Raw genomic sequence first — 26,376 nt, 5'->3', positions numbered from 1 at the left:
CTCTTTTAGTTTTTAATTTTAGTTTTTTAGATAATAAAATCATCCCAGCCTGTGTGCTATCGAAATCCGTCTCGTTCCAGTAACTTGGCGGATTTTTTTTATTTTCTAAAACTTGAATCCTTTACTCTAAAATCTGCAGTATACAATTACTTTGGGCGTGACGCGGTAGGAACTTTAAAATAAAAAGTAACTTATTAATAAAAACCTTTTATTCATTGCTTAACTATTTTTATTATTTTCACAAAATATAATACGCTATTGTAGTTGCGTCAAGCTGCTTATTTTTTTGGGTAGTTATATGTAACTGTATAGCGTATATTTATGAGTTAGGCGACATAACTAAAAAACCAGTGAGAGTTCTTCAGAAAATATAAACAGAGAATAATACTGACTATATTTTTTCAAGGAAAGGTAAATGTAGCTTAACCAACATAAATTGTTAGTATAAAACTTGCAAATAAATTAGTTATTTAGTACCTTTGTATTTCAATCATTCAGGCAACTGGGCCCAGAGATTGAGAAAACTGAATATGTTCTTAATTATAGTGTTTTATTCTTATTTAACAATGATGTATGCGCATCACTCTTACAATGCAACAAAAGAGCTAATTAAAACGAGCCAAACAGAATACAATAATGCAAAAATAAATAATACAAGTAAAGAAATGGAGGCGAAAATGGAAGAAAAACAATTAAAGATTACAGAAAATAAAGAAACACTAAGAACAAAAAATCAGTTAGTATCCTCTGAAAACCATCATTATATAATAGCCCTCTCGAAGGGCTATTTTTTTTACCCTAAAGAAAACTAAATGAGATGGCACAATAAACGCTTCAATCTTTTTAGTGAAGTTAGCATTAACCGAAATACTGTTTATAAACACGAGAAAAAAAATTAAGAGGAACTTCTAAAAGATCGATGCGGATAAATTTTGCACATATTGTTACGTCGCCTAACACTTGCTACAAGAGATTTGGGCAATTGGCATAATTTAAAAATGGTCTTGTATTTGGAATGTTTAGGCAAATCCGAAAATAAGGCTTAATTTAATCCCAAACCTCTTGTAGCAAGGGAACGTTATGTGCAATTCTACCTAAACCAGACATAAATGCTAATAAAAAGATATTTTAGACCGCGAAAAAATGATTTAATATATCATTATTGTTCAGCAGAAACTTTTCATTCAATTTGCACAAATAATACAGTTAGATTTAGTGATTTATTTTCAATGAATGATTTTTTAGAGATTCATTGGGGATATCAAATATGGCAAAAAGCCGCAAATGAGATTTTTGATGAAGTTACCGAAGAATTCTTAAACAAAGTTGATGAAATTATAAGTGGTTCAAGCTTAAGTTTTAATTTTCTTGCAAGCTGTTTTTCGTTGGAGGGAGATGTCCTAAGTCAATGGCGAGCTTATGCAGATGATGGTAATGGCTACTGTATTGGATTTGATGCTAGACATATTTTAGGCTTACCCAGCACACCTTTAAAAGTTTTATATGATGAGAAGAAGCAAATTGCAGAAATCATAGATATATTAAGAAAAATATATAAATTTGAAAGCGAAGCTAAAGAAGATGAAAGATATGGTAAAGATTTTTTCGAAATATGTGCTTTATTAAGTGCTGATTTAACTTCATTTAAAAACCCAGCCTTTAAAGAGGAAAAAGAAGTGAGATTAATACATATTTTAACATTTGAAGAAAGTAATACGTATTTAAAACTTGTAGATAAAGGTGGTACTTATTTTGGTGAAGATTATGATGGACAAGAAGTTAAATTTAGAATGGCTAAAAATTTACCTATTCCATATATAGATTTTAACTTCATAAATAAAAATGGAGATAATCCTATTAAGGAAGTCATTTTGGGACCCAAAAATGATTCAAGATTGACAGCAATTGCTGTTTATTTAGAGACTTTAGGAATTCCTAACGTTAAGTTAAGAAATTCAACAGCATCATATAGATAAAAAGAACTGCACATAACACTTGCTACAAGAGATTTGGGCATTTGGCTTAATTTAAAAAAGGTCTTGTATTTGGGAAGTTTAGGCAAATCCGAAAACAAGGCTTAATTTAATCCCAAACCTCTTGTAGCAAGGGGACGTTGGCGATAAGTTTGCTGAACGACACAACAAAAAAAATAATGACATATAAAACTAAATCTCTTTCAATATTTCTAATATTAGTTATGCTAACATTATTCGCGTGCAGACAAAATAATTCCAACAAAAATGTAAGTCAAGCGGAAAATAAAATATCTGAAAGAAAAACTTTAACTATTGATACGTTTTCGACTTTTCCTCCAGAAATAGATGGCTGTTCTTGTTATTTTTCTAATGACTCGACAGAATTTAAAAAAGGCGAATATATCTATATGAATGATTTCGCTCAGACTTCTTTTTTAAAAATCAATGGCGTTCTGACAAAATTCTCGCAGACTGACTTTAAGGAGATTGATTCATCAAACTTAAAAGCGAAATATAAAAGCGAGAATTACGAAATGACAATTGAATCTAAAGATGGAAAACAAAGCGGTGACGAAACATGGTTAAAAAGCGGAACAATTAAATTGACAGACAAAAATGGAAAAACAATCACAAAGACGTTTTATGGAGAATGTGGTTGTTAACTCTGCAGACAAGAACCTATCGCTAACCGCTAGTAAGCAATAGTCGGGAATTAGACTTAATTTAAAAATAGTTTTGTACTTGGAAAAATAGTAATTAACTGAAATATTACGCTTACTTAAGCCCGACCATCGCCTACTAGCCAAACGTTACCTGCAAGCTTAAAAGAAACATTATGTTCAAAAGATTTTTTCAAAAGCGAAATCCTGACAAACTTTCTAAATTTGACTATTGGAAAAAATGGGAATTGTTTGAGTTGTTTAACGACTTACACAAAGCCGAAAGAATTTTGGGAGATATTGAAAATTATAAAAGCGATGACAAATTTCTGAAATTCAAAAACGATTTTACTGAAGAATTATATGAAGTAAAGGGAGATAATGTAGCAGACTTCACAAGGATTTGGGAATGGTTTGCACCGACAAAAGAATGGGATATATTTGGACAGAAAGAGGAAGAATTGGGAAAAAATATCTTTCGTATAACTGACAAGTGGAAAAGAAATCGAGACTTTGTAAAGGGAACAAAAGTTTTATCAAACGGTGAATTTGGCGTAGTGTTAGACAAAACTACTGACAATGAAATGTATGGGCAAATTCGTTGGGACACAAGTGAAGAAAATGATATTGAAGATTGGCGAGGATTATTTGGAAGTTTTTTGCAAACAGGTGGGAAAATTATTAATCAAGAACATCAATTTAAATATATAAACGATGACGGAACAACGAAGAAAGCCAGCAGGTAACACTTGCTACAAGAGATTTGAACAATTGGCATAATTTCAAAATGGTCTTGTATCTAATGATTTGGCAAATCCGAAAATAAGGCTTAATTTAACCCCAAACACGCTGTAATACCAGAACGTTAGCGGTCAGGCTAAGCAGAAGCAGGAAAATTCATGAATCTAACACAATTTTTAAGACAAAAAAATGATTTCAGATAAAAATTTAGCTCGTATAGCAGGCTTATGCTATTTAATTGTAATTGCAACAGGATTATTTTCCGAAGTGTTTGTAAGGCAAGCGTTAAAAGTTCCGAATGATGCTTTGGCTACTGCTCAAAACATTCAGACTCACGAAATGCTATTTCGTTGGGGTTTCGCAGCAGACATTGTCAACTTTGCAGTCGGTTTACCAACCATATTAATCATTTATTATTTTTTCAAACGTGTAAATAAATTATTGGTACAAATTGCATTGGCTTTTGTAATTATCCAAACTGCAATTATTGCTGTTAATCTTCTAAATCAAATTTCTCCGCTTTTAATTTTAAGTAACGAAACTTATCTTAACACGTTCCATCCTAATCAGCTAGCCACACTTTCTTTGTTATCTTTAAATATTCAAGCACAAGGTTACGGAATTGGATTAGTGTTTTTTGGCTTTTACTGTTTGATAATCGGTTTTCTAATTTTCAAATCAAATTTACTGCCCAAAATATTGGGAGTGCTTTATGCAATAGCTGGTTTGTGTTACTTAATTAATAGTTTCACAATGTTTCTTTCCAAAGGATTCGAAAATCCAATGTTTGTATATCTTGCCATACCAATTTTTATTGGCGAATTGTCATTGTGTTTGTGGCTGCTAATAAAAGGCATAGACACTTCAAAGTATAAACAATCGAATAAAAATTAAACTAGAAAAATAGACCTCATAAAGAAGCTTGAACTGCTAACAGCCTTTGCGCTATTGCTAATTTTATGCAAGCCGTACGCGTTTATCTTTCGCAAGAAAACTTATCTTAGCAGAAAATACGCAGTTCCGAGGCTCGCAACTTATGAGAAGCAGCGAGACATCAGGCTGTGAAAAAACTAAGTCAAAAAGAGAAACTATTCGGATACCTGTCGGAAAAAAAATTCGCACACAGACAATTCTAAAAGCCTTTTTTTGAGTTTATTCACAGACTGACGTAGCGGTCAACTTAGTTAGAATCTCGTAAGCTCAATAATTTAATAAAACAAATGAAAAACTCAGTTTTAATATTTTTATTATTACCACTATACATTTCATCGATAAATTGTTAATACGGACAAAAACTTGACAGAGATAAATTAGCAAAAAAAGTTGTATTGTCCTTACAACAATCTGACGTAAATACTTTAATCAATCTAGTACCTTCTATATCTGAATATGAAAATGCGATTAAAGTACAAAGAAGTTATAGCAAAATTAAATTTAAAAAAAGTCTCAATGAAGAGGCAAAATTATCACAAATAGAGGAACAAAAAAACATTGAAGGCCGTTATGAAGATTTGGCAGGCGAATATTGTAGGGGCAAGAAAAACCCTAAATGGAATACTGCTACAATTAATAAAATAATTTATGAAACTGAAAATAATACTGGCAATAGTTATTCAGCAATATTAGTAGAATTAATCGATTCAAATGATAATGAGAAATATTATCTAGAAATAGAGGCAATTCTAACCAATAAGGGATGGAAAATATTTGACGATATTATGATTGTTGAGGATAACATTGAAAAAAGAATTAACGAAAAAAATAAAAGAGGAAATTAAAAAAAGTCGAACCTCTAAAAGCAGTTCACAATCCGATCGATCGGATATGAATTAATTTTCTCGTTACATATAGGCGGCATTGCATTTCGTGTCCTCAAAATAGCGCAGGTCATTATAACAAATAACCTCTCTTTAGCAATTATTACGAGTCTCTTTTGGCTTATAAAAATCAAATTCAATAATATATAAGTAAGTTTTTTAGCACAAACATATTTTTTTGTAAATAATTACTACATTAGTATTTAAATTTTAACAGAAATAATATGTCAAACTTAACAAACAACCGCTTAAACATTACTGCAACGGCGGCACAGATTACAGCTGTAAAAACAGCCCTTCAAACAATCAATACCAATTTACCTTTTTTGGTAGGATTAACTACCGAGGAACGCATCGCGTTACCAACTATAGATGTAAACAACAAAGCTTTTACCGAAGATGCCATTGCAGCAGGAGTTAACAATAACAGCTTATTGCCATCGTATATTTCGGTGCCAAATATGGTAAACGACTTAACACTGTTTGGACAATTGGACGAAATCATTGGGCTTGTTAATCAATTGCAGGAAAAACTGGGAGACACCCAGCTTTTGGCGGGCAGCGAAGCCTATTCCTCGGCACTTATGCTGTATAAACTTTTTGGCTCAGCTTCGGAGGCCGGTGTTGCAGGTACAGATCCTATTGTAAATCAGCTGAAACAGCGATTCGCTAATCAAGGAAACAAAGGAGCCGCTCCAACCAGCCAGCCAGTACCTGCAGCATAGAACTGAAAACTTAGTATCACAAAACTTCGTGAATCCCACGAAGTTTTTTTATAACTACAATCGTACTCATTTATTGAAAAAAACAGTTCTTATTTCCATCCACAATAACATTTGAAGCAAGTTAAACCTGTTTAAAGAAAAAGTTAAACTAGCCCTTAGAACTATTAAAACTTGCATTATAAACCAGTGATATTAGCTTTTAAAAACAATGTAACTTGTTCATAAAACAAGTTATACCATTCATTGAAACCAGCATAACTTGTTTATTAAACAAGTTAAAACATCCTTTAGAAACAGTCACACTTGTTTATATAGCAAGTTATAATAGTACTTAATACCACTAACAACAACAAAAATAATAATACCCCTATTTGTTTACTTATGACATCAAACAAACCAAAATATCAAGCTATTAACGAAGAGCATTATCCAATCAATGGTAATATGATCAAATATCACCTCAGCAGTAATAAACTGAACAAAACGCAGGTTGCCAAAGACATGAACATATTGCCAACCACCTTATACAAATATTTTAAACAGGATTCATTGCAACTGGGCATTTTGTGGAAACTGAGTAAAGCGGTGAATCATAATTTTCTGGCTCAAATGAGTGAATACCTGCAGATTCCATTTGAAACCCAAGCCGAAAAGAAGCTCAAAGCACAGCTAGCCGAAAAAAATGAATTGATAAATAAAATGGAAGTGCTGCTGGCGATTTATGAAAAAATAGTGATGAAGTAATAGCTAATAAATATTGTCAAATCCGTATCGGGAGTATGTATACAAATACTATGGAATGATTTTATATTAGCGTAGATAAAGCCTGAGGCAATGATAACAGCTGGCAGATAGTATGGAAATATTAAAAAATAATATGACTATCGTTAATTAATAACAAACAGATTGAATTAGCCACAGATTAAAAAGATTTACACAGATTTTTAAAAAAAACAGTAATGAAATCTTTGATAATCTGTGTAATAAGCGGTAAAAAAAAACATGGTATTATTTGCGGACAATCGTAAAAAATAATATGACTATCGTTAATTAATACCAAACAAATCGAATTTGCCACAGATTAACACGGCATTCGCTTTTAAAAGTTTCTGACACGAATTACACTAATTTGCACGAATTAAGATTGCTATTTAATTACACAAAATATTCGAAACTGTAAAAGTTGTAAAATTTGATTTCAATTTTGATAAGAATTAGTGTTAATTGGTGAAATTCGTGTTTATCTTTTTTTAAATGCGAATGCCGTGACAGATTAAAAAGATTTACACAGATTTTTAAAAAAAATAGTACTGAAATCTGTGAGAATCTGTGTAATCAGTGGCAAAAAAATACATGGTATTAAACTTTTACAGTATTTAGCACACTTTGTACAATAAATAAAAACGCCATTTCATTATTAAATCATCACTACAATACAGCAAACAACTGTTAAAACACAAATAAATACGTAATACTTCTGCTTTTTTTCAAGATTAATCAAATAAATATTCTAATTTAGTTGGTATAAACCAAATCAAAATGAGAAGAACTCTGCTATTATTATTTTTGAGTGTTTTTTTACCCAAAATTCATGCTCAAGACTATTTCCCAAACAGTGAAAGTGTACAAAATAAAAACAACAATTACACCGCTTTTACAAATGCCAAAATTTATGTCTCCCCTACTCAAATCATTGAAAAAGGAACCCTGCTGATTCAGAACGGAAAGATTGCTGGAACTGGAAATACTCTTACAATCCCAAAAAACTGTACCGTAATTGATCTTAAAGGAAAATTCATTTACCCTTCCTTTATCGATATTTACACAAATTTTGGTATCGAAAAACCCAAAAGAAATTTTAACAATAGCGATGGTCCTTTGTACAATACCAAAAGAGTGGGGTACTATTGGAACGAAAGTATCCGTTCTGAAATAAATGCGTATGAAACATATAAATACGATCAATCAAAAGCTGAAGAATTTTTGAAAGCAGGTTTTGGAGTTGTACTCACCCATTTCCCTGATGGTATTGCCCAGGGATCTGGAGCTTTAATCGCTTTGAACAGTACTGTAAGCACTAACCGTGTACTGTCCGGCAAAATAAGCAACCAGCTTGCTTTTACAAAAAGTGCATTAACAAACCAGGCCTATCCAACTTCATTAATGGGAAGTATGGCATTACTTCGTCAGATGTATCTGGATATGAATTGGTATAAAAATGGCAATTCAGCCACCAAAGATATATCGCTTGAAGCTATGATTGAAAATCAAAAACTGGTTCAGATTTTTGATGCCGGAGACAAATTAAACAGTCTTCGCGCTGCAAAAATCGGAAAAGAATTTGGCATCAATTACATTTTAAAAGGAGCCGGAAATGAGTTTGAAAGAATTGACGAAATCAAAAAAACAGGCTCTAAATTCATTATTCCAATTAATTTCCCTGAAGCTTATGATGTATCCAATCCTTATCTGGCCAGCCAGATGGAATTATACGATTTCCGCTTTTGGAATCAGGCCCCTACAAACCTAAAAACATTATCAGATAATGGTATTGTATTTACCATAACCACAGACAAATTAAAAAAAACAGACGATTTTAGACCCAACTTACTAAAAGCAATAAAATATGGTTTGGACAAAACCAAAGCATTAGAATCCTTAACAACTATTCCTGCTTCCCTTTTAGGAAAAAGCGATGAGATAGGGAGTTTAAAAAATGGAAGCCAGGCCAATTTCATTATCACCTCAGGCGAAGTATTTGATGAGAAAACTATTATTCACGAAAACTGGGTACAGGGCACCAGATATACTGTAACCGAAATTATTCCAAATGACATCCGCGGCAATTATGACCTGACCATTGCCAATGAAAAATACAAAATGAAAGTTGAAGGAGAACTGGCTGATCCAAAAACTGAAATCACAACTACTGATGCTAAGAAAGTAAGTACGAAACTCACAGTTGCAGACAACTGGATAACAGCTTTAATAAAATCAAAAGATACGGTCAATCCAAATTTTACCCGATTAACCGGATTTATCGAGAATACTGCTGCACTTTCTGGAAAAGCAATCATGGCCGACGGGAATGAAAGTACTTGGTCTGCGGTAAAAACGTCTCCTTTTGTTATTAAAAAGGATTCTGCAAAAGTGGACAAACCAAATCATATTATTCCGGTAACGTATCCAAACACTGTCTTTGGAAATGTACAAAAACCAACACAACAGACATTATTATTCAAAAACGCCACAGTTTGGACCAATGAAAAAGAAGGAATTCTTGAAGAAACTGATGTTTTAATAAAGAATGGAAAAATAGCCGCTATAGGAAAGAATTTATCTGATGCTTCTGCAGCTACGATTGACTCAAAAGGCAAACATTTAACCTCAGGTATTATTGATGAACACTCGCATATTGCCATTTCTTCGGGTGTAAATGAGGCAGGACAGAACGCTACTGCCGAAGTGACCATTCAGGATGTAGTAAACTCTGAAGATATAAATATTTATAGAGATTTAGCCGGAGGCGTTACTACTTCCCAATTATTGCACGGTTCAGCAAATCCTATTGGAGGCCGTTCCGCTATTGTAAAATGGAAATGGGGATTATCCGCAGATGAAATGCTGTACAAAGACCAGCCTAAATTTATCAAATTTGCTTTGGGAGAAAATGTAAAACAATCAAATTGGGGAATAGACAATCCAACAAGATTTCCTCAATCCAGGATGGGTGTAGAACAGGTTTTTACAGATTATTTTCAAAGAGCCAGAGAATATGAAGCTGCATGGAAAAATTACAATGCAAGCTCCAAAAAAGATAAAAACAAAGCACCTAGAGTTGACTTAGAAATGCAAACCCTAGTCGAAATCCTAAATAAGGAACGTTTTGTTACCTGTCATTCCTATGTTCAATCTGAGATTTTAATGCTGATGCAGACAGCAGAGAAATTCGATTTTAGGATAAATACGTTCACTCATATTCTGGAAGGCTATAAAGTTGCCGATAAAATGAAAGAACACGGCGTAGGAGCCTCTACATTTGCCGACTGGTGGGCATATAAATTTGAAGTAAACGATGCTATTCCTTATAATGGACCAATTCTTCACAATCAGGGAATAGTTGTAGCCTACAACTCGGATGATGCTGAAATGTCAAGACGATTGAATCAGGAAGCGGCCAAAGCCGTTAAATATGGTAATATTTCCGAAGAAGAAGCTTGGAAATTCGTCACTTTGAATCCAGCTAAATTATTGCATCTAGATGACAAAATAGGAAGTATCAAAGTTGGCAAGGATGCCGATGTTGTATTATGGAACAACAATCCTCTTTCTATTTATGCCAAAGCAGAAAAAACAATCATCGAAGGTGCAGTTTATTATGATCTGCAAAAAGACGAGGCTCAACGTATCGCAAATTCCAATGAGAGAAATGAATTAATTGCACAACTGCTATTGGAAAAAAACAAAGGAATGATCACTCAAGAGCCAAAAAAGACAGACAAAAAATTATACGATTGTGATACATTAGAACAATAAAAACATGAAAATAAAACACACCTATAAAGTGACCGTATTATTGGTATTTCTTTTATCAATAACTACAAAAGCACAACAGATACCAGCACCAAAACAAACAAAATCCATATTAATACTCAATGCCACCGCCCATTTAGGTAATGGAAAAGTCATAGAAAACAGTGCAATTGGATTTAAAGACGGAAAACTTATTTTAGTTGCTGATGCTACTGCCATACGCATAGCAAAAGACGCTTATGACACTACTATTGATGCCAGCGGAAAACACGTTTATCCAGGATTTATTGCTCCAAACTCCACTCTGGGACTAGTAGAAATTGATGCCGTGAAATCATCCGATGATGAAGATGAAATTGGCCAGTTTAATCCTCATGTGAGAAGTATTATCGCTTATAATTCCGAATCAAAAGTGATTGAGACTGTTCGTCCAAATGGAATATTATTAGCTCAGATTACCCCAAGAGGCGGACGCATATCCGGTACTTCATCTATTGTTCAGCTGGATGCCTGGAGCTGGAGAGATGCCATACTAAAAGAAAATGACGGAATACACCTTGAGTTCCCAGCCAGTTACAAAAAAAGCGGCAGCTGGTTTGAGCCTGGAGTTAGTGAACCTAACAAAGATTATAAAAATCAAATACAAGAAATTAATTCGTTTTTATCCAATTCAAAAGCATATTCTTTAGATACACCCAAAGAGAAAAATCAGATTTTAGAGGCTGCAAAGGGCTTATTTAATGGATCTCAGACATTATATATCCATGCAGATGAAGAAAAACAAATTATTGATGCAGTTCAATTAGCAAAAAGCAATGGAATTCCCAAAATGGTTATTGTAGGCGGCTATGAAGCTTATAAAACCAGTGATTTACTTCAAAAAAACAATATTAGTGTTCTTTTAAGACGTGTACATGATATGCCTGAGAAAGCTGATAATGATATTGATCTGCCTTATAAATTGGCAAAAATATTAACAGACAAAGGAATTTTGGTTGGCTTGGAAAATAGTGGTGATCACGAAAGAATGAATACCCGAAATTTACCTTTTCTTGCCGGTACTTGTGCCGCCTACGGTTTGGATAAAGAAACAGCTTTAGAGTTAATAACATCCAATACCGCAAAAATTTTAGGAATTGATACTTTATGCGGAACATTGGAATTGGGTAAAGATGCTACTTTATTTATTTCAGAAGGTGATGCTTTGGATATGAGAACCAATAAATTGACGCAAGCATTTATTCAAGGGAGAGCAATCAGTTTAGAGACACATCAAAGTGCTTTAAACAAAAAATTCAAAGGAAAATACAATCAACTGTAATTGAATTCTAAAATACATTAATTAAACAACGACATTTATGAAAATAAAATTCACCAAACTTATTCTTATTATGCTGGGTATAGCCAGTACTCTAGTCAGCTGCAATTCGAATAAAAAAGAAAATAACGGTAATACGACAGATAAGAACTTTACGGCTTTTGAAACTGATTTTTTAGATGCTTATTGGAAACAATATCCTTCAGGCTCTATAGGTGTAGGTTATGGCAAATATTATGACAAATTGGTGGTGCCTAATGCTGCCACTTTTGCAGATAATGTTTCTTTCTCAAAAAAATGGTTAGCCGATTTAGCTTCTTTGGACTATAATCAGCTGAGCGATAATAATAAAATCAGCAGTAATATCATCAAGAATCAATTGGAAAGCGATATTTGGTACACTACCGTTTTTAAACAACAGGAATGGGATGCTTCTGTCTATAATATCAGCGGCTCTTGTGATTACATCATTAACCAGCCGTATGCATCACTAGATGAGCGATTGAGAATACTAACCAAGTATCTGGAAAACTCTGATGCTTTCTACAAAGCTGCCTTAGAGAATTTAAAACAACCAACCAAAGAACATTTGGAAATGGCTGTCAGCCAAAACAAAGGCGGATTAGGAGTATTTGGCAAATCACTCACAGATTCTATTGCAGCTTCCCATTTGACTGTAACCGAAAAAGAAAGTTTGCAAAAAAACATCATTAAAGCAACCACTGCAATGAAAGGTTATATGAGCGGTTTGGAAAAAATAGGTGCTGATAAAAATTTTAAATTCAAAGATTACCGCATCGGTAAAAAACTGTTTGCTGAAAAATTCAAATACGATTTAGCAACTGATTTTACTCCAGAACAGATTTATGCAAAAGCGATTGCTGCCAAAAAATTCTATCATAACAAAATGTATGTTACTGCAAGTAAAGTATGGACAAAATATTATCCAGCTCAAACCAAACCAAAAGACAGTTTAGAAGTAATCAGGATGGTTTTGAGCAAAATGCAGCTTAACCATCCTACTCCTGCTAATTTTTATAAATCACTGAAAGACCAAGTAACTCAATTGAAAAAGTTTATCATTGAAAAAAAATTATTCGACTTTGATACTGTTTCTCCTCCAATCAAGGTGAGATACATGCCAGAATATGCCAGAGGTTTTGCTTTGGCTAATGCTGAATTTATTCCTCCTTATCAAAAAAAAGGAACAACATATTACAATATAGACGACCTGACTCAATATACTCCAGCAAAGGCCGAAAGTGCTTTGCGCGAAACCAATTCCTACTCTTCGCAGATATTATCCATACATGAAGCGGTTCCAGGACATTGCTTACAGGGAATTTACAATAACAAAAAATCTCCAGATGTATTACGTTCTGTTTTCCAAAATGGTGCTATGATTGAAGGTTGGGCAGTATATTGTGAAACAATGATGATTGATGAAGGCTGGGGTAATCATCAGCCAGAAATTGAATTAGCATTGGGAGTCTGGAAACTTCGAGAATTGGGTAACGTTATCATCGATTATGATATTCAATGTTTAAACAAATCAAAAGAAGATATCGTAAAACTGTTATCAAAAGAATGTTTTCAAACCGAGCAGCAGGTTGAGGAAAAATATCATCGTGCTACGGTTTCTCAGGTGCAGCTTTGCTCTTACTATAGTGGTTCTACAGCCATTCAACAGCTTAGAGATGATTATCAAAAGAAAATGGGCAATAAATACAGCTTAAAAGATTTTCATGAGACATTCCTAAGTTTTGGCAGTTCTCCTGTAAAATATATTCGTGAACGAATGTTAAAATAGTTATTAAATAAACATTTAGACAATTACACAAAATGACCTCGCTTTAAATATTTAGAGCGAGGTTTATTTTTATTTCAGTTGCATCTGCAATCAAAAAACAGTCTTCCTGTTAAACAATACCCCACAATAAACCAGTAAAATTATCGCAAAACAATTTACATATATACCACATTATCAAATACATATAATTCAATATTCCAAAACATTTTTTTTATTATATTTGAATAATCGAAACAAAGATTAGAATAATATGCAGTCAGAATTTCCATTTCTCCCAACTAGTGAAAAAATAGCATGTCCAAATAAATTGTACTCTAAAAATGAATAAGGATACTAAAGAATATAACGACAAACAAACTGAAACTGACAAAGCAATTTGTGACCTGATTGCCACTGCTATTGACAGCGAACTAACCGAAGCCGAAAATAAAATCTGGCATGCCATCCCAGTTTGGTTCATCGACGGAAATCCAATTGTAGGCTACGGCAAACTCAAAGACAGCTTACGGCTTTTATTTTGGAGCGGTGATACTTTTGAAGAAGAAAAACTTCAAAAAGAAGGAAAATTTAAGGCTGCTGATATCCGCTATACTTCCGCAGACCAGGTTAATTTAGATGATCTGTCCCGCTGGCTGAAAAAATCAAGAGAAATTCAATGGGATTATAAAAACATTATAAAACGTAAAGGACATCTGGAAAGGTTAAAATAAAAAAACTAACTCAAAAAGATTTTCTAAAATCCCAAAAGACATTCCTATTGATACTTTTCATATTGGCAAAACCGTTGTACTCTTCACTTCTGAAATAATAAAAAAACTGTTTATCAAAGATACTTCCGGCAAAATGGATAATTTCATCTGATGAAAATGATGATAACTTTCCATGTCTGGCAGCACAATTTTGAGCATATAATCAAAACTACCCGAAACAAAATTACATTCAACAACCTCAGGTAAATCTAATATTGCACGATTAAAACTATCCGAAATATCAAACGTCTGTTTCACCAAAGTCACCTGGCAATAAACAGTGAGGTTTTTACCTAGTTTTTTCTTGTTCAATATAGATACATAACGTTCAATAACACCCTCTTTTTCAAGACGTTTAACTCTGTCATGAACTGGGGTGAGCGAAAGATTTATTTGATTCGAAATGTCTTTTAATGTCAAATGTGCATCTTCCTGCAGGAGACGAAGTATTTTTCTGTCATTTTCATCTAAAATCATAACAAAAACAAATTTTATAAATTAATTTATAACAAAATAATCCGATAAATTTTCTTTTTAATATTCATAAAACTATCAAATAAAGAATTATTTCATGCTAAAATACTAAATAAAAATAATATTTTCTTATTTTAATATCCATTAAACAAAATTTTTCTTTATCTCCTAAATTTGTAATGTAATATTAAATCAACCACTTAAAACATAAGTTATGATAATCGGTGTTCCTAAAGAAATTAAGAATAATGAAAATCGAGTTGCCCTAACTCCAGCAGGTGCTGCTGAAATGATAAATAACGGACATAGCGTTTATGTTCAGGCAGCCGCAGGCGAAGGAAGCGGTTTTGCCGATGAAGAATATACTGCTGCAGGTGCTGTCATTTTACCGACGATTGAAGAGGTTTATGCAATAGCCGAAATGATTATCAAAGTAAAAGAGCCAATCGCTTCAGAATATCCTCTTATCAAAAAAGACCAGTTACTTTTCACATACTTCCACTTTGCATCATCAGAACCGCTAACTCACGCAATGATTGAGCGTCAGGCCATCTGTCTGGCATATGAAACTGTTGAAAAAACAGACCGCAGTTTGCCGTTATTAGTTCCAATGTCTGAAGTTGCAGGACGCATGTCTATTCAGGAAGGCGCAAAATACCTTGAAAAACCATTGAAAGGAAGAGGAATTCTTCTTGGCGGTGTTCCAGGTGTTCCTCCGGCAAAAGTATTAGTACTAGGCGGAGGTATAGTAGGAACTCAAGCTGCAAAGATGGCCGCAGGTTTAGGAGCTCAAGTCACTATTATGGATATAAGCTTACCTCGTTTACGTCAATTAGATGATATTATGCCTGCTAATGTTACGACTATAATGTCTAACAGTTATAACATTAAAAAAGCAATTACAGATACTGATTTAATCATTGGAGCTGTATTGATTCCTGGTGCAAAAGCACCGCATTTAATTAAACGCGACATGCTAAAATCTATGCGTCCGGGAACCGTTCTTGTTGATGTAGCCGTGGATCAAGGAGGATGTATTGAAACGTGCTCCCCTACCACTCACGAAAACCCAACTTTCATTATTGACGATATTGTACATTACTGCGTGGCAAATATGCCAGGCGCAGTTCCTTATACTTCGACACTTGCACTTACTAATGCTACTTTGCCCTATGCTGTACAATTGGCAAACAAAGGATGGCAGAAAGCCTGTGCTGAAAACGAAGAACTAAAAAAAGGATTAAACATTGCCAACGGAAAAATCCTTTATAAAGGAGTTGCCGAAGCTTGGAATCTTCCTTTTAATGAAGAGTTAGTATTAGAAAACGCAGTTTGTTAATATTAAATAAGTGCTTACTACGCAGGAAAAACCCGTTTTGAAGAACAAAACGGGTTTTCTGTTTTTAGTCTGATTATAATTTGAAGCAGAAAACATTAGACTTATTCAGCAATTTACAAATAGTAAAAAGAAACAGCAAAAACAGTCAAAAACAAAAAAATCCGCCACTAGAGACGGATTCCTATATCATAAAAAACAGCAATCTATTCTCTGAAACCTGAATACTATTCCTTAGGTTTAGTCAAATAATACACTGGAATACCTGTCAGCATAATCAATACTCCCCATCCGCAGGTAGAAAATTTAGTAAGCAGTAATCCGATACAGATTGCAATAGCAACAACTATATATACAAGCGGTAAAAATGGATATCCAAAAGCTTTGTAGGGTCTTTCAGCCTCCGGCATTTTCTTTCTGAGAATAAAGATTCCGTAAATTGTAAGTATGTAAAAAATCAATACGATGATAATTACAAAATCAAGCAGATCACCATATTTTCCAGTCAAACATAATACCGATGCCCATACACACTGCACCCATAAAGCCCATGCTGGAACGCTTGCCTCATTAAGATTGGCTGCTTTCTTTAAAAACAAACCATCTTTAGCCATTGTGTAATACACTCTGGCTCCTGCCATAATCAGTCCGTTATTACACGCAAAAGTCGAAATCATAATCATCAGGGCAATTATAATTGTCCCCATATCCCCAAAAGTATATTGAGAAGCAACGACCGCAACTCTGTCAGATTTTGCTGTGGCAATTTCCTGCATTGGAATAACTGCCAGATACATCAAATTCGTCAATATGTAAATAATAGTTACAATCAATGTCCCTAAAAACAAACTTAAGCCAACATTGCGTTTTGGATTTTTAATTTCTCCTGCAATAAAAGTTACTCCCACCCAAGCATCACTTGAAAATAAAGAACCAACCATTGCTGCCGAAATTCCAGTCAGCAAAGCTGTTCCGCCAATAGAACTCCAAGATTCACTGTCAGCATCAAAAGCTCTTGAACCCCATGTATCAGCCCAGTTAGCATTCCAAATATCCGATTTGGCAGCCAAAATAAATCCGAAGATGATTAATCCAAACAATGATAAAATTTTAATTATCGTCAAAACCGTCTGAAGAATTTTGCTGTTTTTCACCCCGCGGCTATTTACATAAGTCAACAAAACAATGGTTATTATCGAAACGATTTGTGCTGCATTCAGTTTGAAAGCACCCAGCTCATACAAAACATTTTCATCACTTAAAGGCGGATATAAATAAGCTGAAAATTTAGAAAACCCAACACCTACAGCAGCAATAGTTCCAGTTTGAATTACAGCAAAGAAACTCCAGCCGTAGAGAAAAGCGATTAACTTATTGTAAGCTTCTTTTAGGTAAACATACTGCCCTCCAGCATTAGGAAACATAGCACTCAATTCTCCGTAACTAACAGCAGCGATCATCGTAATTAAGCCCGAAATAAGCCATATCAGTATTAACCAGCCCGCAGATCCAACTTGTCTTGCGATATCTGCACTCACAATAAATATCCCAGAACCTATCATCGACCCTACGACAAGCATAGTTCCGTCTAATAATCCGAGTTCTCTTTTAAATTCTCCTGGTTTGTTTTCTTCCATTTTTTTGGTTTATTTTTTGGTTGGCTAAAGATATACTTTTTTTTGAAAATGGCTAATACTAGTATCTATACTCAGGGCATTCGCTTTTAAAAGTTTCTGACACGAATTACACTAATCTGCACAAATTAAGATTGCTGTTTAATTACACAAAATATTCGAAACTGTAAAAAGTTGTAAAATTTGATTTCAATTTTGATAAGAATTAGTGTTAATTGGTGAAATTCGTGTTTATCTTTTTTTAAATGCGAATGCCGTGATCTATACTCAGAAAAAGATTAAATCCTAAAAACAAAAAACCCTTAAGTTTCCTTAAGAGTTTTGATAAATTTATTTTTAAAAGCTATTTAAGTATCCGGTTCACCTGTGCAAAATTACGGTGATAATACGGCTCTTTTGTAGAAGAAATAATTACTCCTGAATGTGTCGAAGAATGGATAAATTTTATTTCATCTTCATTAACTTCTATAACCATCCCCACATGATTAATATGTCGTCTTCCATTCGTTTTAAAGAAAATCAGATCTCCTTTCTGTGCATTTTCATCATCAATCTTTTCACCAATTGCAGATTGTTCAATGGAAGATCTTGGCAGTTTTATATCAAATGCACCAAAAGTAGAATACATGAAACCTGAACAATCGAATCCTGCAGTTGTAGTCCCTCCGCTTCTATATCTGGTTCCTATCTTATCTGATGCTGACTGAATGATTTGAGCAATCAGATCTTCATTTGCAATAGTCAGCCCTGTAGTTGTAGTGTCAGCTTGTTTTTCAGATTGAACTAAAGCAGTTCCATCTTCTTTTTTTATTTGATTCTCGACAGCGTTATTAGGAACCTGAATACTTAATTTTGCACCAACTTCTAATTTTTGCTTAATGGCAGGATTCTGTTTTTCTAATGCTGCTACGGTTATGCCATATTTTTTTGCAATTCCATATTTAGTTTCTTTAGTCAAAACTTCATGAATGATTTCAGAAGTTGGAACTTGAGATTCTTCAATTGTATTCTTCTCCTTATTTTTATTTTCAGCTGGAACAATTTCTTTTTTTTCTGCCGCTGCAACCGGAAGTGTTTCTGTTTCAGACTTAGTTTCTTTTACAGCTAACTCTTTTGATGCCGATTTTCCATTACTAGGAATCATAATTACCTGACCTAGACTTAAGCCCTTCTTCCCTATTTTAGGATTGGCATTCTGCAGTTCTTTCAAGGTTATACCGTACTTCTTTGCGATTGCATACAAAGATTCTTTTGGTTTCACTATATGCGTTAAAGATTCCGTATTTTCAGCTGTTTCTTCTGTCTTTGAATTAGACAAATCAGCTATTTCTTTCTTGGTTAAATTTGATGGAATATTAATAGTCTGTCCTATTTTCAATCCTTCTGTTTCTAATTTAGGATTTGCTTTGTAGAGCAGCTCAGTTGTAGTTTTAAATTGTTTTGTAATTCCGTATAATGTTTCTTTAGACTGTACCTGATGAGTAATCTGAGTTGTTTTTTCAGCATCGGAAACTGTCTGATCATTCTCTTTTTTCGATTCAGAATTTGGAATCAGTAATACCTGATTGAGATGCAGTGTTTTTTTAGCTTTGGGATTTAACTTATAAATTGAAGCAATCGAAACATTGTATTTTTGAGCAATACTAGAAATTGTTTCCCCTTTTACTATAGAATGCTGAATGTTATTATCTTGTGAAAAAACGCTTATACTGCATAAAAAAAAGGCTGTAACAATTAATCTTAAGTACTTCATCGTTCTTTATTTATTCCTCATTTTCAACAATACACACATTTTTTGAGGGGGTTATACTATTTGTGTGTCTGGTTTTCAACTTTTTTTTGAAGAATTACAAATATAACTTATTAAACAGAAACAAAAACTAAAAACAGGCTAAAATTCTTAAAAAAAATAAAAATATCAGCCTTTTATCGTTAATATTAACACAAAATTAAACACTTTAACCTTTTCATAAACTTTCTAAAATCGCTGCGTAATGAAATATTGTCCCCATGAGCACGAAGAAATGCCAAATAGTGTGAAAATAATTTTTGTCCCCTTTGATATAAAAAAACACCCCCACAGTATAACTCAATCCGCCTGCAAGAATCCACATAAATACCGAAAATGGAATTACGCCCCATAACGGTTTTATAACAAAAACAATCATCCAGCCCATCATTAAATACAATGCAACAGAAATAAACTTAAAACGGTCAATGTAAAAAATCTTAAAAAATGTCCCCAACAAGACTATCGACCACATTGTTCCTAAAAATAGCAGCGCCGTTTCCTTATTCAGATAAATAACCATGAGTGGCGAGTAAGTACCTGCAATCAGATAGTAAATACTGATATGATCGGCTATTTTAAACAACTGTTTCGATTTTTGTTTTTGTACTAAATGATACAAAGATGAAAACAAATACACAAGCATCATTCCTATTCCGAAAACTATAACTGACGATTCTGTTATTAAATTGTGGTGTTCAGACGCTTTTGCAATAAGCAAAGGCATTCCTGTTAAACAAAATAGTATCCCCAGAATGTGTGAAATTCCGTTAGCTAATTCTTCTTTGCGGGTTTGGATTCTGGTTGACATCGTATTTCTTTTACACTTTTAATTTCAATAAAGATACGATTTCATCATTTAATTTCAAGCATACCGAAGTTTAAGCTTTACCATTTAGTTCTCAGATAACTCCTCTGTCGAGTCGGCAACAGTATTTCCATAAAATTCCATCAACTTGTTCATATACATAACTTTTTACTTACACATTTAACAAAATATACAAAAATTGACAGAAAAAAACTATTTGAAAAAGTAAGAATAGTTTAGATTTGATTTTGTAAACTATTAGTACAATAACCATTAAAAAACTATTTTATGTCAAATTTGCTTAACAATCGCGTAAACGCCACTGCTACGGCAGCACAGGTAACGGCAGTCAAAGCCGCTTTCCAAACTATTCTAACCAATCTTCCGTTTCTGGTGGGTTTAACCGCCGACGAAAGAAAATCACTAAACACTGTTGATGTCGCCAACAAAGCGTTTACCGAAGATGCCATTAATGCGGCAGTAAACAACCCAACACTTGTTCCGTCTTATCTTTCGGTGGCGAATATGCAAAATGATTTTACGCTATTTACACAACTGGATGAAATCTCGGGCTTGGCCAACCAGCTTTGTGAGCGCATCGAAGACACCAAAATGCTGGCAGGCAGTGAGGCCTACAGTGTAGCACTGGCGCTGTACAAATCCTTTGGATCAGCAGCCGATGCCGGAGTTCAGGGAGCAGACAGCATCGTCGATCAACTCAAAAAACGTTTTGCAACCAGCGGCGGAAATGCCGTTACGGTACCGCCCGTACTACCTGCGGTGTAGCAAAACAATTTGCTTAAAAATAACCGCAATCGCCTCTTTTGAAATAAAAGAGGCGATTTTTTTGCCGTTCTTTTTTGTTATCCAAAAGCAATTGTATGTAGTTCGAACCAACAATATAGGTAGTTCAAACCTGCTTTATTGGTTCGACGAACCAATAGAACAGCTAGTTTGCACCTATACTATATGGTATTAGAACCAATAAAGCATATAGTTTAAACCTATAGTATATGTAGTTCGAACCAATAGAATATGTAGTTTGAACCAATAAACCATGTAGTTCCAACCAACACTATTAGTGTTTAGCACTACTTTATTAGAAAAACAGTAGGTATTCCTAACCTTAAACACACAAAAGATGATATCGACCAGCAACAAATACCAGAATGGAAAAGGGGAACATTACCCAGCGATTGGCAATTTTATCCATTATCACATTATCGAGAATAAAATCAAGAAAGCCGATGTTGCCAGAACACTAGGCATACTCCCTACGGGATTGAACGAATATTTCAAGAAAGAGTCCTTGCAGTTTGCCATTATATGGAAACTCAGTATGGCTATGAACTACAATTTTATTGCACACTTGGGCGAATACCTCCCCTATCGTTTTGAAACCACTCGCGAAAAAGCCCTAAAAGAAGAACTTGCCCAGAAAGAGGCGCTCCTCCAAAAAATGGAAATCCAGATGGAGACCCTGAGGGAATTGATTAAAAAATAACCTAAGTTAAATTGAGTTAAATCAACTATATTTGGGAACATAAAACTGACAACTGTTGCACAAAGCTAGCCAAATAAAGATAGCTAAACTCAACAAATGAGTAAAAAAATGAGTATATAAACAAGTTGGGCAATATTTTAAAACTACAAACAATGAATATTAAATCATTAAAAGGACCAAAAGGAGACAATCAATATATAGAAATTGACTTTTTTCGAAAAGGTGGTATGGGAGAAATATATACTGCAAGCGATTCGATAAATAATTCAAAAAAAGCAATTAAAATTGTACCAATAGAAAATGATGAAGAATATAAATTGTTAGTTTCTGAATTTGAAGTTGCTACTTCACTTAATCATAAAAATATAATTTCGACAGAATATTACAGTGAGTTTGACAGTAAAAATGTAAAATATATTTATTGCGTAATGCCATTTAATACTAATGGTAGCTTAAGGGATTTTTTAAAGTCAAGAAGTGAATTAGTTGGTTTAAAAGATTCAATCCATTTAATGATTGACCTAGCAAATGGTTTAAAAAATGCTCATCTAAAGGTTGTTCACAGGGATTTAAAACCTGAGAATATTTTATTAGACCAAGATGGAAATTTACAAATTTGTGACTTTGGTCTTGCAAAACTTATTGATGCAAAGACAAGAACTAAAAGTTTTAAAGGTTATGGCACTTTACCATATATGGCTCCTGAATGTTGGATGTTTGATTCAAATACAACAGCAATGGACATTTACTCACTTGGAATTATATTTTATGAAATTCTGACCTTAAAACAACCGTATATAGGAAAAACTGAACAAGAATTTAGAGATAAACATTTATACGAGTCTTTGCCAAATATTTCAAATTTCAGAGTTGATTTACCTGTTAGATTAATAGAAATGATTTCAAAAATGACAAATAAAAGGCCTAGTGACAGATATTCGTCAATGTCAGATATTGTTAATATTTTAGAAAATTTAGTAGATAAAGCTGAAGAAAAAAGTGAAAGTAAAATTGATTCTTTGTTACATAAGGCGAACCAAAAAATTTCTGCTACTCAAATAAAAGAATTAGAAAGACAAAAAGAAAAAGAAAAAATTGATTCTGAACTTAAATTTTTAGAATATTCTACTAATTCTCTATTTGATAAGTTCAGCACAAGAGTCAATGAGCTTAATGAAAGTTTAGAAAGAACCAAGATACAGGTTAGTAGAAATTCAAGTCAAATGACCATTAGCTTTATGGGGAAAAGTTTTACTATTTCCTTTTACCCTAGTTCAAATATTCAACAGACTATAAAAAATCATAAGGAGGCATCTTTAAATTACCAAAAAAAACAATATGGCTTTATAATGCAAGCTCCTCAAGCAACTTACCTTGAAAGAGACAATGTGGTTTTGATAGGTCAAATGGTACTTTCTCAAAGTTTTTCTCCTATGAAAAATATGGGTTACAATTTACTATTAAGAAAAGCAAACCAAGAAGATTTATACGGTGAATGGTGGGTTGTTTGGTTTGAAGATTCTGGATTATCCCGCAATCGTCCATTAAATCTTCATTATGCAATTTCAATTCCAGAATTTTATGAAGAATATGAATTTGGTCGTATAAGAGCGATGCACATAAGAAATATGCATATGGCCACTTTAGAAACCGAAGGAGTTGACAAAATGCTTGAAAAAATATTAGAATAAAAACATCGCCCAATCGAGTAGACGGCTCCGCCCCTTAAGGAACGGAGTGCGCCTCTCACACCCGATTGATTGGATTTACAATCCGTGCCCACGATCATAAGCCATAAAATTAACATAAACGACAAAAAACATCAATCTTTGAGGGTACAGTTGCAAATCGCAAGTCTTCTAAAGAGTTGAAAATGGCAAGAAACGTCCAGTTTTACGTAATATTGTCATTCCGAGGAACGAGGAATCTCCGTTAGAAGCTCGACAAAGATTGGGGATTTTGATTGCGGAATTACTTGCGAAGATTGCTTCGCCAGTTCGCTATCGCTTGTGTCCTCCTACGTCGGAATGACAAGTTTGAGGATGTTTGGACGAATAAAATCATATGTTTACGATCTTCCGAACACTTATGATCGTAAATCCGCTATCGTACACAACAGTTTTTTATATAACCGAGCAATCGTACCAAAATTTTTCAAACCCTCTCATAAAAAAACTCCCAAGTTTCCTTGAGAGTTTCTACTATAAAGATTTTAAACGCTTACGCATTAGCCTCAGCAGCGATTAAGTTTAAGGCTGAACCAGCTTTGAACCAACCAATTTGACTCGCATTATAAGTATGGTTTGCCAAGATTACCTCTTTGCTTCCATCAGCGTGAACCAATTCCAAACTCAATGGTTTCCCAGGAGCAAAGTCAACCAAATCAACGAAGTTGATCGTGTCATCTTCCTGAATTTTGTCATAATCAGTTTCGTTGGCAAATGTCAATCCCAACAATCCCTGTTTTTTAAGGTTTGTTTCGTGGATACGGGCAAATGATTTAACAAGAACAGCTTTTATACCCAAGAAACGAGGCTCCATTGCAGCATGTTCACGAGAAGAACCTTCTCCATAATTATGATCCCCCACAACAACGGAAGGAATTCCGGCAGCTTTGTAAGCACGCGCCACAGCAGGAACAGCTTCATAAGTACCTGTCAATTGGTTTTTAACTGAATTTGCAGTCTGATTGAATGCATTGATCGCACCAATCAGCATATTATTTGAAATATTATCCAAATGCCCGCGGAAACGCAGCCATGGTCCTGCCATAGAAATGTGGTCGGTAGTACATTTTCCAAAAGCTTTAATCAATAATTTTGCTCCAGCAATATTTTTACCATCCCAGGCTTCGAATGGAACCAATAACTGCAGACGGTCTGAAGTCGGACTTACATTTACCTGAACATTCGATCCGTCTTCGGCCGGGGCTTGAAAACCTGCATCCTCAACATCAAAACCTCTTTTCGGTAATTCGTCACCATAAGGAGCGATTAATTTCACTTCATCACCGTTATCATTAATCAATGTATCAGTCAGCGGATTGAAATCCAATCTTCCTGAAATTGCCAACGCAGCAACCATTTCCGGCGATGTTACAAAAGCGTGTGTATTTGGATTACCGTCAGCTCTTTTGGAGAAATTACGGTTGAATGAATGTACGATTGTATTTTTCTCTCCTTTGTCAGCGCCAGCTCTGTCCCATTGCCCGATACAAGGTCCGCAGGCGTTTGTAAATACTTTAGTTCCCAATTTTTCGAAAGTGGCGATGATACCGTCTCTTTCGATAGTATAACGAATCTGTTCCGACCCTGGATTGATACCAAACTCTGCTTTTGGAGTGATTCCGTGCTCAACAGCTTGGTTTACAATTGAAGCTGCACGTGCCATATCTTCATACGAGGAGTTTGTACAGGAGCCAATTAATCCCCATTCTACTTTTATTGGCCAGCCGTTTGCAGCAGCTTCTGCTTTCATTTTAGAAACTGGTGTTCCGCGGTCTGGTGTGAAAGGCCCGTTGATATGCGGTTCCAATTCGGATAAATTAATTTCAATAAGCTGATCAAAATACTGTGACGGATTAGCATATACTTCTGGATCTGCGGTCAAATAAGAAGCAACTTTATCTGCAGCATCAACAACATCCTGTCGGCTTGTAGCTGCTAAATACCTGCGCATGGAATCGTCATAGCCAAATGTAGAAGTTGTAGCACCAATTTCGGCTCCCATATTACAGATAGTTCCTTTTCCTGTACAGGACATATTTGTAGCTCCTTCACCAAAATATTCAACAATAGCTCCTGTACCTCCTTTTACAGTTAGAATATCGGCTACTTTAAGAATAACATCTTTCGGAGCAGTCCAGCCAGATAGTTTTCCAGTTAATTTTACACCAATTAATTTAGGAAATTTCAGTTCCCAAGACATTCCGGACATTACATCTACAGCATCAGCACCTCCCACTCCAATAGCCAGCATCCCTAATCCGCCGGCATTTACCGTATGCGAATCCGTACCAATCATCATTCCTCCTGGAAAAGCATAATTTTCCAAAACAATCTGATGAATAATTCCTGACCCTGGTTTCCAGAATCCGATTCCATATTTATTTGAAACAGATGACAGAAAATCAAAAACTTCTTTCGACTGTGTATTCGCCACAGCTAAATCTGCAGAAGCACCGACTTTGGCCTGAATCAGGTGGTCACAATGGACCGTTGTAGGAACTGCCGCTTTAGATTTACCGGCATGCATAAACTGAAGTAATGCCATCTGAGCAGTTGCATCTTGGCAGGCAACTCTGTCCGGAGCAAAATCAACATAATCAATACCTCTTCCGTATGCCTGTTTAGCAGTTTCGTCCCAAAGGTGACTGTATAAAATTTTCTCCGTTAAAGTAAGCGGACGGCCAACTATCTCACGTGCCGCATCTACACGTAAAGGCATATCTGCGTACACTTTTTTAATCATTTCAATATCAAAAGCCATAAGATTTACAGTATT

General features: G+C 34.4%; 21 protein-coding genes. 16 read left to right on the top strand and 5 right to left on the bottom strand.

Going from position 1 to position 26,376, the window contains the following annotated elements; translation table 11 throughout:
* Positions 1-566 precede the first annotated feature (566 nt).
* The 12 genes from IRZ80_RS06780 (at position 567) to IRZ80_RS06725 (ending at position 14,289) form a co-directional block, all read left to right on the top strand.
* On the top strand, positions 567-812 hold the full coding sequence (locus IRZ80_RS06780) for a hypothetical protein (protein WP_194640794.1): 246 nt from the start codon (positions 567-569) through the stop codon (positions 810-812).
* Positions 813-1,109: 297 nt separating this feature from the next.
* On the top strand, positions 1,110-1,976 hold the full coding sequence (locus tag IRZ80_RS06775; protein ID WP_194640793.1) for a DUF2971 domain-containing protein: 867 nt from the start codon (positions 1,110-1,112) through the stop codon (positions 1,974-1,976).
* A 221-nt stretch (positions 1,977-2,197) separates the two neighbouring features.
* Positions 2,198-2,638, top strand: a complete 441-nt coding sequence (locus IRZ80_RS06770; protein ID WP_194640792.1) for a hypothetical protein — start codon at positions 2,198-2,200, stop codon at positions 2,636-2,638.
* 173 nt (positions 2,639-2,811) lie between these two features.
* Complete coding sequence (locus tag IRZ80_RS06765; RefSeq protein WP_194640791.1) at positions 2,812-3,381, top strand: hypothetical protein; 570 nt, start codon at positions 2,812-2,814, stop codon at positions 3,379-3,381.
* 184 nt (positions 3,382-3,565) lie between these two features.
* Complete coding sequence (locus tag IRZ80_RS06760) at positions 3,566-4,270, top strand: DUF4386 domain-containing protein (RefSeq protein ID WP_194640790.1); 705 nt, start codon at positions 3,566-3,568, stop codon at positions 4,268-4,270.
* 434 nt (positions 4,271-4,704) lie between these two features.
* Positions 4,705-5,154 (top strand): hypothetical protein, encoded by a 450-nt coding sequence (locus tag IRZ80_RS06755; RefSeq protein WP_194640789.1) that lies wholly within the window; start codon positions 4,705-4,707, stop codon positions 5,152-5,154.
* A gap of 263 nt (positions 5,155-5,417) precedes the next feature.
* The gene (locus tag IRZ80_RS06750) at positions 5,418-5,918 is read left to right on the top strand and encodes a hypothetical protein (protein ID WP_194640788.1); all 501 of its coding nucleotides are present in this window, start codon (positions 5,418-5,420) and stop codon (positions 5,916-5,918) included.
* A 381-nt stretch (positions 5,919-6,299) separates the two neighbouring features.
* Entirely contained in the window at positions 6,300-6,662 is a 363-nt protein-coding gene (locus tag IRZ80_RS06745) for a transcriptional regulator (protein ID WP_194640787.1), read from the top strand.
* Between the two features lie 795 nt (positions 6,663-7,457).
* Positions 7,458-10,454: an amidohydrolase family protein gene (locus IRZ80_RS06740; protein WP_194640786.1), complete on the top strand. Its 2,997-nt coding sequence runs from the start codon at positions 7,458-7,460 to the stop codon at positions 10,452-10,454.
* Positions 10,455-10,458: 4 nt separating this feature from the next.
* Positions 10,459-11,772: an amidohydrolase family protein gene (locus tag IRZ80_RS06735; protein ID WP_194640785.1), complete on the top strand. Its 1,314-nt coding sequence runs from the start codon at positions 10,459-10,461 to the stop codon at positions 11,770-11,772.
* A 37-nt stretch (positions 11,773-11,809) separates the two neighbouring features.
* Complete coding sequence (locus tag IRZ80_RS06730; RefSeq protein WP_194640784.1) at positions 11,810-13,579, top strand: DUF885 domain-containing protein; 1,770 nt, start codon at positions 11,810-11,812, stop codon at positions 13,577-13,579.
* A gap of 320 nt (positions 13,580-13,899) precedes the next feature.
* Positions 13,900-14,289, top strand: coding sequence for a DUF1801 domain-containing protein (locus IRZ80_RS06725; RefSeq protein WP_194640783.1), 390 nt, complete (start codon positions 13,900-13,902; stop codon positions 14,287-14,289).
* Positions 14,290-14,346: 57 nt separating this feature from the next.
* Here the strand turns inward: IRZ80_RS06725 and IRZ80_RS06720 are convergent, their stop codons facing one another.
* Positions 14,347-14,805, bottom strand: a complete 459-nt coding sequence (locus tag IRZ80_RS06720; protein WP_115813425.1) for an Lrp/AsnC family transcriptional regulator — start codon at positions 14,803-14,805, stop codon at positions 14,347-14,349.
* A gap of 211 nt (positions 14,806-15,016) precedes the next feature.
* Between IRZ80_RS06720 and ald the strand changes: the two genes are divergently transcribed.
* Positions 15,017-16,141, top strand: coding sequence for an alanine dehydrogenase (ald, locus tag IRZ80_RS06715; protein WP_194640782.1), 1,125 nt, complete (start codon positions 15,017-15,019; stop codon positions 16,139-16,141).
* 224 nt (positions 16,142-16,365) lie between these two features.
* On the opposite strand, the gene IRZ80_RS06710 is transcribed toward ald, so the two are convergent.
* The 3 genes from IRZ80_RS06710 to trhA all read right to left on the bottom strand — a co-directional run bounded on the left by IRZ80_RS06710 (position 16,366) and on the right by trhA (position 20,372).
* Positions 16,366-17,775, bottom strand: coding sequence for an APC family permease (locus IRZ80_RS06710; RefSeq protein ID WP_194640781.1), 1,410 nt, complete (start codon positions 17,773-17,775; stop codon positions 16,366-16,368).
* Positions 17,776-18,115: 340 nt separating this feature from the next.
* Positions 18,116-19,525: a peptidoglycan endopeptidase gene (locus IRZ80_RS06705; RefSeq protein WP_228520826.1), complete on the bottom strand. Its 1,410-nt coding sequence runs from the start codon at positions 19,523-19,525 to the stop codon at positions 18,116-18,118.
* 214 nt (positions 19,526-19,739) lie between these two features.
* Positions 19,740-20,372 (bottom strand): PAQR family membrane homeostasis protein TrhA, encoded by a 633-nt coding sequence (gene trhA / locus IRZ80_RS06700; RefSeq protein ID WP_194640780.1) that lies wholly within the window; start codon positions 20,370-20,372, stop codon positions 19,740-19,742.
* 285 nt (positions 20,373-20,657) lie between these two features.
* On the opposite strand from trhA, the gene IRZ80_RS06695 reads away from it, so the two are divergent.
* The 3 genes from IRZ80_RS06695 (at position 20,658) to IRZ80_RS06685 (ending at position 23,564) form a co-directional block, all read left to right on the top strand.
* A complete protein-coding gene (locus IRZ80_RS06695; RefSeq protein ID WP_194640779.1) occupies positions 20,658-21,155 on the top strand; it encodes a hypothetical protein in 498 nt (165 codons plus the stop codon).
* Between the two features lie 355 nt (positions 21,156-21,510).
* On the top strand, positions 21,511-21,873 hold the full coding sequence (locus IRZ80_RS06690) for a transcriptional regulator (protein ID WP_194640778.1): 363 nt from the start codon (positions 21,511-21,513) through the stop codon (positions 21,871-21,873).
* Between the two features lie 152 nt (positions 21,874-22,025).
* Entirely contained in the window at positions 22,026-23,564 is a 1,539-nt protein-coding gene (locus IRZ80_RS06685) for a serine/threonine-protein kinase (RefSeq protein ID WP_194640777.1), read from the top strand.
* Between the two features lie 529 nt (positions 23,565-24,093).
* Here IRZ80_RS06685 and IRZ80_RS06680 read toward each other — a convergent pair.
* On the bottom strand, positions 24,094-26,361 hold the full coding sequence (locus IRZ80_RS06680) for an aconitate hydratase (protein WP_194640776.1): 2,268 nt from the start codon (positions 26,359-26,361) through the stop codon (positions 24,094-24,096).
* Positions 26,362-26,376: the final 15 nt, after the last annotated feature.

Source organism: Flavobacterium sp. HJJ (assembly GCF_015351475.1).
GTDB classification, from domain to species: Bacteria; Bacteroidota; Bacteroidia; order Flavobacteriales; family Flavobacteriaceae; genus Flavobacterium; species Flavobacterium marginilacus.
This window is presented reverse-complemented; position numbering and strand designations above follow the sequence as displayed.

Bases quoted from the DNA above. Each gene is read 5' to 3' on its own strand.
- IRZ80_RS06780 (WP_194640794.1), top strand. From the start codon at position 567: ATGATGTATGCGCATCACTCTTACAATGCAACAAAAGAGCTAATTAAA.
- IRZ80_RS06775 (WP_194640793.1), top strand. From the start codon at position 1,110: ATGCTAATAAAAAGATATTTTAGACCGCGAAAAAATGATTTAATATAT.
- IRZ80_RS06770 (WP_194640792.1), top strand. From the start codon at position 2,198: ATGCTAACATTATTCGCGTGCAGACAAAATAATTCCAACAAAAATGTA.
- IRZ80_RS06765 (WP_194640791.1), top strand. From the start codon at position 2,812: ATGTTCAAAAGATTTTTTCAAAAGCGAAATCCTGACAAACTTTCTAAA.
- IRZ80_RS06760 (WP_194640790.1), top strand. From the start codon at position 3,566: ATGATTTCAGATAAAAATTTAGCTCGTATAGCAGGCTTATGCTATTTA.
- IRZ80_RS06750 (WP_194640788.1), top strand. From the start codon at position 5,418: ATGTCAAACTTAACAAACAACCGCTTAAACATTACTGCAACGGCGGCA.
- IRZ80_RS06745 (WP_194640787.1), top strand. From the start codon at position 6,300: ATGACATCAAACAAACCAAAATATCAAGCTATTAACGAAGAGCATTAT.
- IRZ80_RS06740 (WP_194640786.1), top strand. From the start codon at position 7,458: ATGAGAAGAACTCTGCTATTATTATTTTTGAGTGTTTTTTTACCCAAA.
- IRZ80_RS06735 (WP_194640785.1), top strand. From the start codon at position 10,459: ATGAAAATAAAACACACCTATAAAGTGACCGTATTATTGGTATTTCTT.
- IRZ80_RS06730 (WP_194640784.1), top strand. From the start codon at position 11,810: ATGAAAATAAAATTCACCAAACTTATTCTTATTATGCTGGGTATAGCC.
- IRZ80_RS06725 (WP_194640783.1), top strand. From the start codon at position 13,900: ATGAATAAGGATACTAAAGAATATAACGACAAACAAACTGAAACTGAC.
- IRZ80_RS06720 (WP_115813425.1), bottom strand. From the start codon at position 14,805: ATGATTTTAGATGAAAATGACAGAAAAATACTTCGTCTCCTGCAGGAA.
- ald (WP_194640782.1), top strand. From the start codon at position 15,017: ATGATAATCGGTGTTCCTAAAGAAATTAAGAATAATGAAAATCGAGTT.
- IRZ80_RS06710 (WP_194640781.1), bottom strand. From the start codon at position 17,775: ATGGAAGAAAACAAACCAGGAGAATTTAAAAGAGAACTCGGATTATTA.
- IRZ80_RS06705 (WP_228520826.1), bottom strand. From the start codon at position 19,525: ATGAAGTACTTAAGATTAATTGTTACAGCCTTTTTTTTATGCAGTATA.
- trhA (WP_194640780.1), bottom strand. From the start codon at position 20,372: ATGTCAACCAGAATCCAAACCCGCAAAGAAGAATTAGCTAACGGAATT.
- IRZ80_RS06695 (WP_194640779.1), top strand. From the start codon at position 20,658: ATGTCAAATTTGCTTAACAATCGCGTAAACGCCACTGCTACGGCAGCA.
- IRZ80_RS06690 (WP_194640778.1), top strand. From the start codon at position 21,511: ATGATATCGACCAGCAACAAATACCAGAATGGAAAAGGGGAACATTAC.
- IRZ80_RS06685 (WP_194640777.1), top strand. From the start codon at position 22,026: ATGAATATTAAATCATTAAAAGGACCAAAAGGAGACAATCAATATATA.
- IRZ80_RS06680 (WP_194640776.1), bottom strand. From the start codon at position 26,361: ATGGCTTTTGATATTGAAATGATTAAAAAAGTGTACGCAGATATGCCT.